At 69.8% G+C, this 13,712-nt stretch carries 13 protein-coding genes; 7 read left to right on the forward strand and 6 right to left on the reverse strand.

Annotated elements, in window-relative coordinates; genetic code table 11:
• Positions 1-9: 9 nt before the first annotated feature.
• Both otnK and ltnD read right to left on the reverse strand, forming a co-directional pair.
• Positions 10-1,266, reverse strand: coding sequence for a 3-oxo-tetronate kinase (gene otnK, locus D2K64_RS04185; RefSeq protein WP_120006970.1), 1,257 nt, complete (start codon positions 1,264-1,266; stop codon positions 10-12).
• 2 nt (positions 1,267-1,268) lie between these two features.
• Positions 1,269-2,183, reverse strand: a complete 915-nt coding sequence (gene ltnD / locus D2K64_RS04190) for an L-threonate dehydrogenase (RefSeq protein ID WP_120006971.1) — start codon at positions 2,181-2,183, stop codon at positions 1,269-1,271.
• Between the two features lie 192 nt (positions 2,184-2,375).
• On the opposite strand from ltnD, the gene D2K64_RS04195 reads away from it, so the two are divergent.
• Positions 2,376-4,064 carry a methyl-accepting chemotaxis protein gene (locus D2K64_RS04195; RefSeq protein ID WP_162306148.1) on the forward strand — a complete coding sequence of 563 codons (1,689 nt, stop codon included), beginning with the start codon at positions 2,376-2,378 and terminating at the stop codon, positions 4,062-4,064.
• A 113-nt stretch (positions 4,065-4,177) separates the two neighbouring features.
• On the forward strand, positions 4,178-4,381 hold the full coding sequence (locus D2K64_RS04200; RefSeq protein WP_120006973.1) for a hypothetical protein: 204 nt from the start codon (positions 4,178-4,180) through the stop codon (positions 4,379-4,381).
• A 20-nt stretch (positions 4,382-4,401) separates the two neighbouring features.
• On the opposite strand, the gene D2K64_RS04205 is transcribed toward D2K64_RS04200, so the two are convergent.
• Positions 4,402-5,004 carry a trypsin-like serine peptidase gene (locus D2K64_RS04205; RefSeq protein ID WP_157985716.1) on the reverse strand — a complete coding sequence of 201 codons (603 nt, stop codon included), beginning with the start codon at positions 5,002-5,004 and terminating at the stop codon, positions 4,402-4,404.
• 76 nt (positions 5,005-5,080) lie between these two features.
• On the opposite strand from D2K64_RS04205, the gene D2K64_RS24225 reads away from it, so the two are divergent.
• Positions 5,081-5,341: a hypothetical protein gene (locus tag D2K64_RS24225; RefSeq protein WP_157985717.1), complete on the forward strand. Its 261-nt coding sequence runs from the start codon at positions 5,081-5,083 to the stop codon at positions 5,339-5,341.
• 24 nt (positions 5,342-5,365) lie between these two features.
• Here D2K64_RS24225 and D2K64_RS04210 read toward each other — a convergent pair whose 3' ends face one another.
• Both D2K64_RS04210 and D2K64_RS04215 read right to left on the reverse strand, forming a co-directional pair.
• Positions 5,366-5,893, reverse strand: coding sequence for a hypothetical protein (locus D2K64_RS04210; RefSeq protein ID WP_120006975.1), 528 nt, complete (start codon positions 5,891-5,893; stop codon positions 5,366-5,368).
• Positions 5,890-7,671 (reverse strand): transglycosylase domain-containing protein, encoded by a 1,782-nt coding sequence (locus D2K64_RS04215; protein ID WP_202910468.1) that lies wholly within the window; start codon positions 7,669-7,671, stop codon positions 5,890-5,892. Before D2K64_RS04215 ends, D2K64_RS04210 begins: the two co-directional genes overlap by 4 nt.
• Positions 7,672-7,884: 213 nt before the next feature.
• Between D2K64_RS04215 and rfbB the strand changes: the two genes are divergently transcribed.
• The 4 genes from rfbB to D2K64_RS04235 all read left to right on the forward strand — a co-directional run bounded on the left by rfbB (position 7,885) and on the right by D2K64_RS04235 (position 12,108).
• Positions 7,885-8,955 (forward strand): dTDP-glucose 4,6-dehydratase, encoded by a 1,071-nt coding sequence (gene rfbB / locus D2K64_RS04220; RefSeq protein ID WP_370764328.1) that lies wholly within the window; start codon positions 7,885-7,887, stop codon positions 8,953-8,955.
• A gap of 5 nt (positions 8,956-8,960) precedes the next feature.
• A complete protein-coding gene (rfbA, locus tag D2K64_RS04225; protein ID WP_120006977.1) occupies positions 8,961-9,830 on the forward strand; it encodes a glucose-1-phosphate thymidylyltransferase RfbA in 870 nt (289 codons plus the stop codon).
• A gap of 303 nt (positions 9,831-10,133) precedes the next feature.
• Positions 10,134-11,114, forward strand: coding sequence for a GDP-mannose 4,6-dehydratase (gmd, locus tag D2K64_RS04230; protein ID WP_120006978.1), 981 nt, complete (start codon positions 10,134-10,136; stop codon positions 11,112-11,114).
• A 16-nt stretch (positions 11,115-11,130) separates the two neighbouring features.
• Positions 11,131-12,108 (forward strand): GDP-mannose 4,6-dehydratase, encoded by a 978-nt coding sequence (locus D2K64_RS04235; protein ID WP_120006979.1) that lies wholly within the window; start codon positions 11,131-11,133, stop codon positions 12,106-12,108.
• 31 nt (positions 12,109-12,139) lie between these two features.
• Here D2K64_RS04235 and D2K64_RS04240 read toward each other — a convergent pair whose 3' ends face one another.
• Entirely contained in the window at positions 12,140-13,663 is a 1,524-nt protein-coding gene (locus D2K64_RS04240; protein ID WP_120006980.1) for a glycosyltransferase family 4 protein, read from the reverse strand.
• Positions 13,664-13,712 lie beyond the last annotated feature (49 nt).

The following is a 13,712-nucleotide window of genomic DNA, read 5'->3' on the forward strand; positions in this document are numbered from 1 at the left end:
GTCCTCCCGTTATGCGGCGGCGGATTGCGCGTCGAAGAAGAAGCGCTCCTGGCCGAAATTGCCCGATTTCAGCGCGAGCGACAGGTTCCGGCCCACGGCCCGCACCCACGGCACGCCCGGCGCGATCTGCGGCCCGATGGCGAACCCCTTGATGCCGAGGGACTGCGTCACGATGCCGGAGGTTTCGCCGCCGGCGATGATGAACTGCTCGAAGCCGGCCTCGGCCAGCCGCCTCGCCAGCGCACCGAAGGTGCGCTCAACCGCCTCGCTGGCTTCGGCGGCACCGAAGCGCTGCTGCACCTCCCGCAGTGCCTCCGGCGGCAGGGTGGCGTAGACCATCGGCGCCAGCCCGTCGCGCGGCTGCGCCTCGACCCAGACGGCGAGTTCGCCGGCATAGACGTCATCCTGCAGGCAGCGTGCCACATCGACCGCGAGGGACGGCGCCGCCTCCCGGTAGGCCGCCACCTGCGCATTGGTCATCTGCGAGCAGGAGCCGGACAGCACCACCGCGCGGCCCTGCACCGGCCGGCCGGCCTCGGCCGCCTTCGCCGCATCGCCGCGCAGGTCGGTCCAGGCGCGCGCCATGCCATCGGCGAGGCCGGAGCCGCCGGTGACCAGCTTCATGTCGGACACTGCCTCGCCCATGGTGACGAGATGCGCGTCGTTTAGCGCATCCAGCACGGCGTAACGCACGCCCTTGCTCTTCAGCGCGGCGAACGCCTCGCGCACCGCCTGCGGGCCCTGGTCCATCACGGTGCTGGGGACGTTGCCGGCGCGACCGCGGGACTGCGCCTCCATGACGCGCATGATGTTGCTGTCGGTCATCGGCGTCACCGGGTGGTGGCGCATGCCGGATTCGTGCAGCGGCACGCCGTTTACGAACAGGTACCCGTTATAGATAGTGCGGCCATTCACCGGCAGCACCGGGCAGATCACCGTGAAATCCTCGCCAAGCGCCCCGAGCAGCGCATCGGTCACGGGGCCGATATTGCCCTTCGGCGTGCTGTCGAAGGTGGAGCAGTATTTGAAGAAGAATTGCGGGCAGCCACGCGCCTGCAGCCAGCGCAGCGCGGCAAGGCTTTCGTCGATGGCCTGTTGCGGCGGGCAGGACCGCGTCTTCAGGCTGATGACCACGGCATCCGCATCCACCTGCAGCGCCTCGTCCGGCACGTCGTTGAGCTGCACGGTGCGCAGCCCGTTGGCCACCAGGAAACCGGCGATGTCGGTGGAGCCGGTGAAATCGTCGCCGATGACGCCGAGGCGCATGGTCACTTCTCCTGCTTCTGACCCGGCAGCGTGATGCCGGCAAAGGTCTTGATCACCGCCGCGTCATCCTCCTTGCCGTAGCCGGCGTTGGAAGCGTTGGCGAACATGGTGTAGGCGGTGCTGGCCAGCGGCAGCGGGAAGCCCAGCGTCAACGCCGTTTCGGTGACCAGCCGCAGATCCTTGACGAAGATGTCCACGGCCGATTTCGGGGTGTAGTCGCCGTCGACCACATGCTTCATGCGGTTCTCAAACATCCAGCTGTTGCCGGCGGCATGAGTCACCACGTCATACATGGTATCGAGCGGGATGCCGGCACGGGCGGCCAGCGCCATCGCCTCGGCGCCCGCCGCGATGTGCACGCCAGCCAGTAGCTGGTGGATGATCTTCACCGTGGCGCCGAGGCCGATCTCCTCGCCGATCTCGTACACCTTGCCGGCCACCGCATCGAGCACCGGGCGGAGCCGGTCGAAGGCGGCTCGGGAGCCGGAGGCCATCACCGTCATCTCGCCGGCGGCCGCCTTGGCGGCGCCGCCCGAAACCGGGGCATCCAGCATCAGCAGCCCGTGCTCGGCCAGGCCGGCGCCGATCGCCTGAGCATCGGCGGCCGAGATGGTGGCGGACACCATGACGCCGGTGCCCGGGCGCAGCTTCGCGGCCAGCCCGTTCTCGCCGAACAGGACGGCCCGGCATTGCGCGGCATTGACCACCAGCAGCAGCACGGCGTCGAGCTGCGCGGCGAAGGCCGCGGCATCGGGGCCGACCGCCACGGCGCCCGCCCTGGCGAGGCTGTCGCGGACGGCGGGGTTCAGGTCACTGCCGTAGGTGCTCAGCCCCGCGGCGATGCAGGAACGGGCCGCGCCCATGCCCATGGATCCCAGTCCGATCACACATACGTGATATTCGTTCCTTGGCACCATGGCGACGGTCCTTGTGAATTCCTGTGCAAGCTTGCGCAGATCGGCGCTTCTACTCCGCTGCCATCCCGCGTGTAAGAGAGATTTCACAACAAATCTTCACAGCTTCCGGCGCGAAGGCGTCGCCCTACTCAAGCGTTGTTAACCGCGAGAATGCTTCCCTGCGGGCACCGCTTCTTTGGAATCGACCGCGCCATGAGTTTGTTCCTGAACAACCTGACCATTCGCGCCAAGGTGGTCGCCGCCTTCGCCATTGTTCTGCTCGGCACCGCCGGCATGGGTGGCTTCGCCTTGCAGCGCCTCGCCCTGGTAAACGCCGCCGCCGAGGATCTTGCCACCAACTGGCTGCCCAGCAGCCAGGTGCTGGGCAATGTTGCCCTGGAATTCGAGAAGCTGCGCGCCCGCGAGTCGCAGATGCTGTTACGCAGCGGCGAAAAGGCCGAGGCATCCGCCCGGCTGGTGGTGGAAAGCACCACCCTGGTGGAGGAGGCGCTGCGCCAGTACCGCCCACTGGTGTCCACCGGTGAGGAAGGCCGCCTTGCCGCCCGGATGGAACAGGAATGGCAGCGCTACCGCGCCGTGTCACAGCAGATGCTGGCAGCCTCCCGCGCCGGCCAGCAGGCCCAGGGCAGCGAACTGTTGTTCGGCGCCGGCAGCGCGGCGCTCGGCGGTGTCCGCGATTCCATCAAGGCGGTGCGCGATCTGCAGAGCGCCGGCGGCGAGGCCGCGGGCCGGCTCGGGCGCGAGCTCGGCGCGTCGACCCGGCTATGGGTGGAAATCGCCCTGGCGGTTACCGCGCTGCTCTGCATCCTGCTGGGCGTGGCCGTGGTTCGCGGCGTGGCCGGCCCGGTGATCGCCATGACGGCGGCGATGCGGCGCCTGGCGGAGCGTGACCTGGCGACCGAGATCCCGGGCCGCGGTCGCGGCGACGAGATCGGCGGCATGGCCGCCGCCCTGCAGGTGTTCAAGGAGAACATGATCACCGCCGACCGGCTGCAGGCGGAACAGGAAGCCGCCCGCGCCGGTCGCGAGAAGCGCGCCGCCACGGTGGATGCGCTGGTGCGCGGCTTCGAGCAGCGCGTGGGCGAGACGGTGGGGGTGCTGTCCTCCGCCTCCACCGAGTTGGAAGCCACGGCGCGCGCCATGTCCGCCACTGCGCAGCAGACCAACAGCGAGGCCGGCGAGGTCAGCCATGCCGCCGCGGATGCCAGCAGCGGCGTGCAGACCGTGGCCGCCGCCGCCGAGGAGCTGAGCTCCGCCATTGGCGAGATCAGCCGCCAGGTCAGCCAAGCCTCCGCAGTGGCCGAGCGCGCGGTGGGCAGCGCGCGCCAGACCGACGCCACGGTGCGGGCCCTGGCCACCGGCGCCAGCAAGATCGGCGAGGTGGTGGGGCTGATCACCACCATCGCCGGCCAGACCAACCTCCTCGCGCTGAACGCCACCATCGAGGCGGCCCGCGCCGGCGAGGCGGGCAAGGGCTTCGCCGTGGTCGCCTCCGAGGTGAAGAACCTGGCGCAGCAGACCAGCAGGGCGACGGAGGAGATCGGCGCTCAGATCGCGCAGATCCAGGCGGCGACGAACGAGGCGGTGCATGCCATCCAGACCATCGCCGGCACGATCGACGAGGTCAGCGCCATCACCGTCACCATCGCTGCGGCGGTGGAGGAGCAGAGCGCCGCGACCGGCGAGATCGCCCGCACGGTGCAGCAGACGGCCCGCGCCACCGGCGCGGTGACGCAGAGCATCTCGGCGGTCAGCCGCGGCGCCAACGACACCGGTGCCGCCGCCGCCCAGGTTCTCTCCGCCGCCGCCGAGCTGTCCCGCCAGTCGGAGAACCTGACCGGCGAGGTGCGCGGCTTCGTCACCGAGGTGCGCGCCGCCTGACACGATTGAGGCAGGCGCGCGCCTGCCTCCCGCTTTCGGGACTTGCCCCCGGTCGGTCATTGACCCAGCTTCGTGGCACCGGTCCGCAAGAGGCCGGAACGGAGGAGAAGCAGATGACACCGGACGACAATCTTCGCGTGCTGCGTCAGCAGGTCCGCGCCGCGCGGCGTGAACACATCGCGGGCGCGCTGGGACAGGTTCCGGCCGACCCGTCGCAGGACCGCCTGCCCCGGGTCCAGCGCATGCTGGCCAACCTCGACCAGGCGCTGCACCTGCCGCAGCCCGCCCACAAGACCACCGGCCAGCCGCAAGGCTGAGCGCTCCGGCGGCGCCGGGCTCAGGGCAGCAGGGCGCCCGGCACCGCCAGCCCGGCCGACTCCCCGGCAAAAGCGGCCACGTTGATGCCCAGGATGGCCCACTGGCCCGGCGCCCGCTCCGCGAGAAGCGGCGCGCCGCTGGCGCCGCGGGTGCCGGCGCAGTCATGGCGCAGCAGGGCGACGCCGCCGGCGCCCCGCACCACCCCGGCCAGGGCGCAATCCGGATCGGCCAGCAGCACCTCGGCCCGGTCCTGCTGATAACCGCCGAGCATCAGGCGGGTGCCGCGTGCCGGCAGCGCGCGCATCACCTCGAGCCATTCGCCGGGCGCGGTGGCCAACGGCACCGCGAGGTGCAGCAGCGCCCAATCGGCAGCGGCCGGCCCGCGGCGGGCGGGATCAAAGCCGGGCGCGACCTGCAGCCGCACCGCGCGCGCCGCGGCCCGCCAGCGGCCCCGCTCATAGCCGAGCAGCATGTGCACCGATCCGGGCTGCACCAGTCGGCCGCTGTTTGGCGCCACCAAGCAATGCGCAGCGGTGAGCACGGTACGGGGCCCGATCAGCGCCCCGGTGCAGCGCGCGCCGAGTTCCGTTTGCACGCGGCCGAGCGCCCGCCATGGCGCCATGCCGGGCTCCATCACCCGGCGCGGGTCGTGGCTGCCCAGCCCCGGGCGAAGGGGCGGTTCGGCCTGGAGCGTCGCGATGCCTGCTGCGCCGCAAAACAAGAGCGTGATCGCCGCAACCCGTGTCTTGCGGCTCAATGTTAACGCCGCGTTAAACTTGCTGCTGAACAATCCGGTCATCTCATTCCGGCCCGAGACCCGCCCGATGCCATCGCGTATCCACCTCCATCCGCTTCATGCTCTCGGCCTGCGCCTGGGCCGCATCATGCGAATCCTGTCGCGCTGGACGCGTCGCGACGGCTACAGGCCCGAGCGGCGGTACATGCGCGGCCGCGTCTGAGCCGGCAGCGTCCGGGCCGGTTGTTCAGGGCAGCTCGACCCGCGTTTCCGCTGCGCCGCGATGCACCGCGAGGCCGGCCGCCCGCAGCGCGGCCTCCGTGGCATCGTCGGTGGGCCAGTTCACCGTGATGTTGCGGCCGTCGAGCAGCAGCAGCGGCACGCCATGCGGCAGGTCGCCGGCCGGCATCACCAGATCCAGCAGGGCGAGATCCACCTCCGGGCGGCCCGGACGCACCGGGGCGGTGGCGCGGATCTCCATCTTCAGCGGCTTCTTCACAGCCAGCGCCAGCACCGGGCGCACCGCTTCCAGGAAGCGCCCGGAATCGGTTTCCGCCTGTTCCTGCGGCCGGCCCAGACGGAAATAGCTGCGCAGCAGCGCCTCCATCTCCTTCATGCCCTGCTGGGCCCGTGCCATGCGGAGGGCCGACTTGTCCTCCGGCGGCAGGGTGTTGGCGACGCTCTCCAGGTTCACCTGCAGCACCATGAAGAAGTTGTTCAGCGCATGCTGCATCGGGCGGGCGAGGCCCGCCATCCGGTCCGGCGCGTCGGTCAAGGCGGTGTCTCCTGCAGCACGTCGTGGAACAGGCGCGCCGGCAGGCTGCCGCCGCTGACCTCGTTCATGGGACTGCCATCGTCATTGCCCAGCCAGACGCCGATGACCAGGGGGCCCATGCGGCTGCCCGCGATGCCGACGAACCAGGCATCACGGAAATCCTGGGTGGTGCCGGTCTTGCCGGCCACCGCGCGGCCCGGCAGGGCGGCGGCGCGGCCCGTACCCTCCCGCACCACGGCACCCAGCATGCGGCGCATCGCCGCCGCCAGGGCGGGCCGCAGCGCCGGCTGCGGCGCGGTGCGGGGCACCGCCAGCAGCCGCTCTGCGGCCTCGGCCCGCTGCACGCCGTAGGGCGTGACCCGGAAACCGCCATTGGCAAAGGCGGCATAGGCGGCGGTCAGGTCGAGCAGGGTCACTTCCGCGGTGCCGAGGGCCAGCGACGGATGTTCGGGCAGGCGTCCCGCCACGCCGAGACGCCGCGCCACCGCCGCCACCTCGCGGGCGCCGCCACCCTGCAGCAGCAGCCGCACCGCCGCGGTGTTGACGCTGTGCGCCAGTGCGTCTTTCAGCGTGATCATGCCGCGGGACCGCCAGGAACCATTGCCGGGCGACCAGCCGCCGAGGCTGAGCGGCGCATCGGACACGCTGTTCTCCGGCCCCAGCCCGCGCTCCATCGCCGCCAGCCAGACAAACGGCTTGAAGGCCGAGCCGGGCTGGCGGCGCGCCGCCGTGGCGCGGTTGAAGGGGCTGCCGCGATAGGACCGGCCGCCAGCCATGGCCCGCACCGCGCCGTCCCGCGCGTCCAGCACCACCACGGCACCCTGCCCGACCCCGGCGGCGCGGCCGGCTCCGTCCAGCAATGTTTCCAGCCGGCGCTCCACCACGGCCTGCAGCCGCAAGTCCAGCGTGGTGCGCAGCACCAGGTCGCCCGCGCCGGGGTAATCCTCGGCCAGATCGGCCTGCACCCAGTCGGAGAACCAGCCGGCATCGCCGGACGGCCGCAGCGGCAGCACCATGCGCTCGGCTTCCAGCGTTTCCTGGCGCACCGTGATCAGGTTCTCTTCCCGCATCGCCGCCAGCACCTCGGCGCCGCGCCGGATGGCGGCATCGGGGTTGTTGCGCGGGTTGAGGCGGGAGGGCGCCTTCGGCAGCCCGGCCAGGATCGCCGCCTGCCACAGCGTCACGCGGCGCGCCGACACGCCGAAATACAGCCGCGCCGCCGCATCCACGCCATAGGCCCCGCTGCCGAGATAAACGCGGTTCAGATAGATCTCCAGCAGCTGGTCCTTGGTGAAGCGGCGCTCCAGCCAGAGCGCCAGCATGGCTTCCTGCACCTTGCGGCGGAGCGAACGCTCCGGTGTCAGGAACAGGTTCTTGGCCAATTGCTGCGTCAGGGTGGAGCCGCCCTGCACCACCCGCCCGGCCCGCAGATTGGCCACCGCCGCGCGCGCCAGCCCCACCGGGTCCAGCCCGGCATGCGACCGGAAGCGGCGGTCCTCCACCGCCATCAGCGCCGCCGGCACGAAGGCGGGCAGCTCGGCCAGCCGCGCCGCCTCACCGTACAGATCACCGCTGGCGGCCAGCAGGCGGCCATCCCGCGCCTCCAGCATCACCGACGGGCGTCGGGTGGCGGCCAGCACCTGCTCCGGGCGCGGCAGGTCCCAGGCAAACCACAGCAGCACCAAGCCGAGGGCGAGGCCGCCCCAGATGCCCAGCAGCAGCAGGGCGCGAACCAGCCTGCCGAACAAGGGCGGCGATGCAGCGGAGGTCGAGTTCACCAGGGACAGCGGCGTGCCGGAAGCTCAAGGGGCCAGGGAAGCCTGCCATATGTGGCGCCCCGGCCCCGGCTCACAGGGCGGCGGCGCGCGCCGCGGCGATTTCCCCGGCAGGCGCGGCGCCCGGCAGACCCCGGAGCACCTGTTCCGCCCCATAATTTCGCCCAAGTTCAAGGCAATCTTGGTTGGATCAAGCTTTGCAGGCGGAATCCCGGCGTGTTGTCCTCCTTGTCCAAGGTCCTCGTCACCGGAGGTGCCGGCTTCATCGGTTCCGCGCTGGTCCGCCATCTGGTGGCGGGGCGGCGCCACCGCGTGCTCAATCTGGACAAGCTCACCTATGCAGGCACGCTGAGCTCGCTGGCCGCCGCGACGGATGATCCGTGCCACGAATTCGTGCAGGGCGACATCGGCGATGCCGGGCTGCTGGCGCAGCTCTTCGCCCGCTTCGATCCGGATGTGGTGGTGCATCTCGCCGCGGAAAGCCATGTGGACCGCTCGATCGACGGGCCCGCCGCCTTCGTGGAAACCAACGTGGTCGGCACCTTCGCCCTGTTGCAGGCGGCGCTGGCCCATTGGCGCGGGCTGCCGCCGCCGCGCCGCGAACGCTTCCGCTTTCACCATGTTTCCACCGACGAGGTATACGGCTCGCTCGGGGCGGAAGGGCGGTTCACCGAGCAGACGCCCTATGACCCGCGCTCGCCCTATTCCGCCAGCAAGGCGGCGTCGGACCACCTGGTCAGCGCCTGGCACCACACCTACGGGCTGCCGACGCTGATCACCAACTGTTCCAACAATTACGGCCCGTTCCACTTCCCCGAGAAGCTGATCCCCCTGGTGACGCTGCGCGCCCTGGCCGGCGAGGAGCTGCCGGTCTATGGCCGGGGCGAGAACATCCGCGACTGGCTGTTCGTCGAGGACCATGCGCGCGCCCTGGAAGCGGTGTTCGAGCGCGGCGCGCCGGGCGAGACCTACAACATCGGCGGCGATGCCGAGCGCCGCAACATCGACGTGGTGCGCGGCATCTGCGCCATTCTCGACCGGATGCGGCCGCGCCCCGACGGCCTGCCGCATGCCGGGCAGATCCGCTTCGTGCAGGACCGGCCCGGCCACGACCTGCGCTACGCCATCGATGCCGGCAAGATCCGGCGGCAGCTGGGTTGGGCGCCGCGCGAAAGCTTCGAGAGCGGGCTGGAGAAGACGGTGGCCTGGTATCTCGGCAACGAAGCCTGGTGGCGGCCGATCCAGGAGCGGACCTATGCCGGACAACGCCTCGGGCTGAAGGGCTGAACGCCATGAAGGGCATCGTTCTCGCGGGCGGCACCGGCACGCGGCTGCACCCCGCCACCCTGGCGGTGAACAAGCAGCTGCTGCCGATCTACGATAAGCCGATGATCTATTACCCGATCTCGGTGCTGATGCTGGCCGGCATCCGCGAGATCCTGGTGATCTGCTCGCCCGAATTCCTCGACATGTACCAGCGCCTGCTGGGCGATGGCAGCCAGTATGGCGTGTCCTTCGCCTACGCGGTGCAGCCTCGTCCGGAAGGGCTGGCGCAGGCCTTCGCCATCGGCCGCGACTTCATCGGCGATGATTCGGTGGCGCTGGTCCTCGGCGACAACATCTTCTACGGCGCCTATTTCTCCGACACGCTGCGCGCCGCCGCCAGCCGGGTCAGCGGCGCCACCATCTTCGCCTACTATGTCGAGCAGCCGGAGCATTACGGCGTGGTCGAGTTCGGCGAAGGCGAGCAGGTGCTCTCGATCGCGGAGAAGCCGAAGCAGCCGCGCTCGAACTGGGCGGTGACCGGGCTGTATTTCTACGACAACCGGGTCATCGACATCGCCGCCGGGGTGACACCCTCAGCCCGTGGTGAGCTGGAGATCACCGATGTCAACCTGCGCTACCTCGAACTCGGCCATCTGAAGGTTGAGAAGCTGGGGCGCGGCCATGCCTGGCTCGACACCGGCACGCATGACTCGCTGCTCGACGCGGCGGAGTTCGTGCGCACCATCCAGCAGCGCCAGGGCCTGCCGATCGCCTGCCTGGAGGAGATCGCCTTCTACAACGGCTTCATCGACGTGGAGCAACTTCGGCGGCGCGGCGAGATGTTTAGCAAGACCTTCTACGGTCAGTACCTGCTGCGCCTCGCCGCGCAGCAATGACCGTCGGGCTGCGTGCTGGACCACCTTCCGGCAAGCGGCTATGAGGGCGCGTCTGCAGCATGGATCCAGGAGAGGCCCATCGTCCGGCTGGACCCTTTGAACAGCGGCTCATGCTCGGAGCGGCGCGGCGGGACCGAAATGGGGCGCCGGACTTCCGGGGCACTGCGCATGGTGCTGCAGGCGGCCGGCACGGATCGCCACGAAACGTCCGGCTCCTCCCGCCAGGGCGTTCCTGAGCTTTTCAGGGCAGACTGGGTTTTTCCAGGTTTCACATCGCAACACCGTGGCAAATAAGGGTTCGGAATGGCGCGCGCGCTCATCACTGGCGTGACAGGACAAGATGGTGCTTACCTGTCGCAACTGCTGCTCGATAAGGGTTACGAGGTCTTCGGGCTGCTCCGCCGTTCCGCATCGGCCGATGTTGTGGGCGAGCGGCTGCGCTGGCTGGGCATCATAGATCGCGTGAAGTTGATCGACGGCGACCTGCTGGACCTGTCCTCGCTGATCCGCATCGTCCAGGACGTGAAGCCGGATGAGGTCTACAACCTCGCTGCCCAGTCTTTCGTCAAGGCGTCCTGGAACCAGCCGCTGCTGACCGGTCAGGTGACCGGCATGGGCGTCGGCCACATGCTGGAAGCGGTGCGGCTGGCGGCGCCCGAGGCGCGCTTCTACCAGGCCAGCAGCAGCGAGATGTACGGCCTGATCCAGGAATCCGTGCAAAGCGAGACCACGCCGTTCTATCCCCGCAGCCCCTACGCGGTGGCCAAACTGTACGGCCATTGGCTGACGGTGAACTACCGTGAAAGCTTCAAGCTGCACGCCTCCTCGGGCATCCTGTTCAACCATGAAAGCCCGCTGCGCGGCATCGAGTTCGTGACCCGCAAAGTCACCGACGGTGCGGCCCGCATCAAGCTCGGCCTCGCCAAGGAGCTGATGATGGGCAATCTGGACGCCAAGCGCGACTGGGGCCACGCAAAGGACTATGTCCGCGCCATGTGGCTGATGCTGCAGCAGAAGGAGGCCGATGACTACGTCGTCGCCACCGGCCGCACCACCACCGTGCGCGACATGGCCCGCATCGCCTTCGCCCATGTCGGCCTGAACTACGAGGACTTCATCCGCATCGACCCCGCCTTCATGCGGCCGGCCGAGGTGGATGTGCTGCTCGGCGATCCAGCCAAGGCCAAGCAGAAGCTGGGCTGGGAGCCGGAGATCTCGCTCGAGGCGATGATCGAGGAGATGGTCGAGGCCGACCTCTTCCGCCACCGCTCGCGGATGCAGTGAGCCGGTCGCCCGGACCGTGAGGATCCTTGTCACAGGCGCCGGCGGCTTTGTCGGCGGCCACCTGATCCCGCGCCTGCGGGCGGCGTTTCCGGAGGCGATGCTTCTGGCGGCCTCCCGCAGCGGTGCCGCGAACGGCTGTGACGAGGGCTTCGCCCTGGATCTGCTCCGCACCGACGAGCTGGCGGCGGTGCTGCGGGAAGCGCGTCCGGACACGGTGGTGCACCTCGCGGCGCAGGCCAATGTGCAGCTCGGCTTCGCGGATTCTCTGGGAACCTGGAAGATCAACCTTCTGGGCACCCTGGCTCTGGCCGACGCGGTGCGCCAGGCCGTGCCGCAGGCCGGCTTCATCCAGGCCTCCTCGGCCGAGGTTTACGGCCTGTCCTTCCAGTCCGGCACCGCCTTGACCGAGGATGCGCCGCTGCGCCCGGCCAACCCCTACGCCGCCAGCAAGGCGGCGGCGGATCTGGCGATCGGCGAGATGACGCTGCGCGGGCTGCGCGCCGTGCGCCTGCGCCCCTTCACCCACACTGGGCGCGGGCAGTCGCCCGGCTTCGTGGTCTCGGCCTTCGCGCGCCAGATCGCCCTGATCGAGGCCGGGCAGCAGGAGCCGGTGATCAAGGTGGGGGCGCTGGACCGCTGGCGCGACTTCCTCGATGTGGGCGATGTCTGCGGCGCCTATGTGGCCGCGATCGACGCGTTGCGCGATCCCGCCTCGCCCGCTTCCGGCGCGGCCTTCAACATCGCCTCCGGGCACATGGTCCGGGTGGGCGACGTGCTGTCGCAGCTGGTGGCCCTCAGTTCCGTGCAGGTCACGGTGCAGGAGGAACAAACGCTGCTGCGCCCGACGGACGTGATCAGCACGCTGGGCAACAGCGACGCGGCGCGCCGTGTGCTGCATTGGCAACCGCGCGTGCCCTTTGCCGAGACCCTGCAAGCGGTGCTGGAGGATTGGCGGCAGCGTGTCCGCCAAGTGGAGCCGCCGCCGGCCCGCTGAGGCGGACCGGCCCCAATTGACCGGCCAGCCCTCAGAAGGAGCCCAAGCGGTGGTGGTGCACCGGCGCCCGCACCGGTTTCTCCGGGTCCGCCGCGGCCTCCGGCGCGCCAGGGGGCGGCAGCAGCGCTTGCCGGACCACCTGGGCGGCTTCGGTCCATTCCACGCGGCGGAACTCCCGCACCACCTGCGCTTCCCAGGCCTCCAACTGGGCGGGATGTTCGATCACGTCGCGGATGACTTGGTAGGCTTCCGTGGAATTCTCTGGATCGAAGTAACGCGCCAGCGTCCCTCCGGCCTCGGGAAGGGAGGTGCTGTTGGACACGATGCAGGGCTTGCCGAAGGACAGGCTCTCCGTCACCGGCAGCCCCCAGCCCTCGTAGAAGGAGGGAAACACGGTGAACAGGCAGCCGCGGTAGAGCTGGCCCAATTCACCATCGGAGGGGTTCTCGATCACCACGATCTTGCCCTCAAGGAAGCCGGCATTGCGCAGCTGCTGCATCAGGTCGTCCACCAGCCAGCCGATCCGTCCGGCGAACACCAGCGTCGGCACCGCCTCCGGCGGCATCTCGTCCAGCAGTCGCCGCCAGACCCGGAACAACAGAAGGTGGTTCTTGCGCGCCTCGATGGTCGACACGATCAGCGCATAGCTTCCGGCCGGCGGCAGGCGCGACGCTTCCGCGTCGTCCAGAACGGCGGAAGCTTCCGAGGAGAAACCGGTCCCCATCGGCACCACGACGGGCAGGCGCCGCAGCGTCTGGCCGCGCTGCGCGGCGAAGCGCTCCACATCCGCGGCGCTGGCATGCGAGATGGTCAGAACGTCGTCCGCCAGCGGCAGCACCGCGCCCAGCCATTCAGAAAAGATGCGGACCAGCCCGGCATCGCACCATTCAGGACGCCGCAACGGAATGATGTCGTAGATGAGGAGGGCAAAGCCGACACCCTTGTCGCGCTTCAGCCTGCTGATGATGCGGCCATATTCCGGGTGAAACCAGGGCGATCCCAGCACCGCCAGCACGTCGCCCGGCTGCACTTGCGCCTCGAAATCCATCCGCTCCGCGGCCTGCGGCGTGCCCTGGCCGGGATCCCTGCCGGCGGCCGGATCCGGTCGCGCCGCGGCCGCGCGCCGCCGCACGCCCTGCAGGGCCGCCCTGCCAGCGGCCGCGGCGGCGCGCAGGGCATCCACCTGGTGCCGCACCGCCTGGGACAAGGGAAAGCGGAAATCGGGCGGAAGCCGGTAAGCCAGCTTCTTCAGCGGCCCGCGGGAGCCTTCCTGGGAGGCGACTATCCCGCGCTGCACCGCCGCCCGCCGCGCCGCCGGCCGGACACCAGGGTCGGTCAGCCCGGCAAACAGGCTCGACACCTCTGCCCAGCCGACGCAGCGGAACGTGCCCTTGGATGGAACATGACGCAGGAACCCGATGCTGCCGCCATCGGGATCGTTTTCCGCCAGGGCACGGCACAGCTCGTATTCGACACGCTGGATGCCGCTCGGGCGCGGGTTGAAGCGCGCGTATTCGAACAGGTCCTCGACATCCACCCAGATCTTGCCAGCCAAACCCTGTTCTCCTTTGCGGCCCTGCAAGACTGGTCAGCATCGTCGCAGG

The organism is Teichococcus vastitatis (genome assembly GCF_003604215.1).
Lineage (GTDB): Bacteria > Pseudomonadota > Alphaproteobacteria > Acetobacterales > Acetobacteraceae > Pseudoroseomonas > Pseudoroseomonas vastitatis.

Coding starts and splice junctions, on each gene's coding strand:
- gmd (WP_120006978.1), top strand. CDS start 10,134: ATGGCGCGCGCGCTCATCACTGGCGTGACAGGACAAGATGGTGCTTAC.
- D2K64_RS04195 (WP_162306148.1), top strand. CDS start 2,376: ATGAGTTTGTTCCTGAACAACCTGACCATTCGCGCCAAGGTGGTCGCC.
- rfbA (WP_120006977.1), top strand. CDS start 8,961: ATGAAGGGCATCGTTCTCGCGGGCGGCACCGGCACGCGGCTGCACCCC.
- D2K64_RS04200 (WP_120006973.1), top strand. CDS start 4,178: ATGACACCGGACGACAATCTTCGCGTGCTGCGTCAGCAGGTCCGCGCC.
- D2K64_RS24225 (WP_157985717.1), top strand. CDS start 5,081: ATGCCTGCTGCGCCGCAAAACAAGAGCGTGATCGCCGCAACCCGTGTC.
- ltnD (WP_120006971.1), bottom strand. CDS start 2,183: ATGGTGCCAAGGAACGAATATCACGTATGTGTGATCGGACTGGGATCC.
- otnK (WP_120006970.1), bottom strand. CDS start 1,266: ATGCGCCTCGGCGTCATCGGCGACGATTTCACCGGCTCCACCGACATC.
- D2K64_RS04205 (WP_157985716.1), bottom strand. CDS start 5,004: ATGGCGCCATGGCGGGCGCTCGGCCGCGTGCAAACGGAACTCGGCGCG.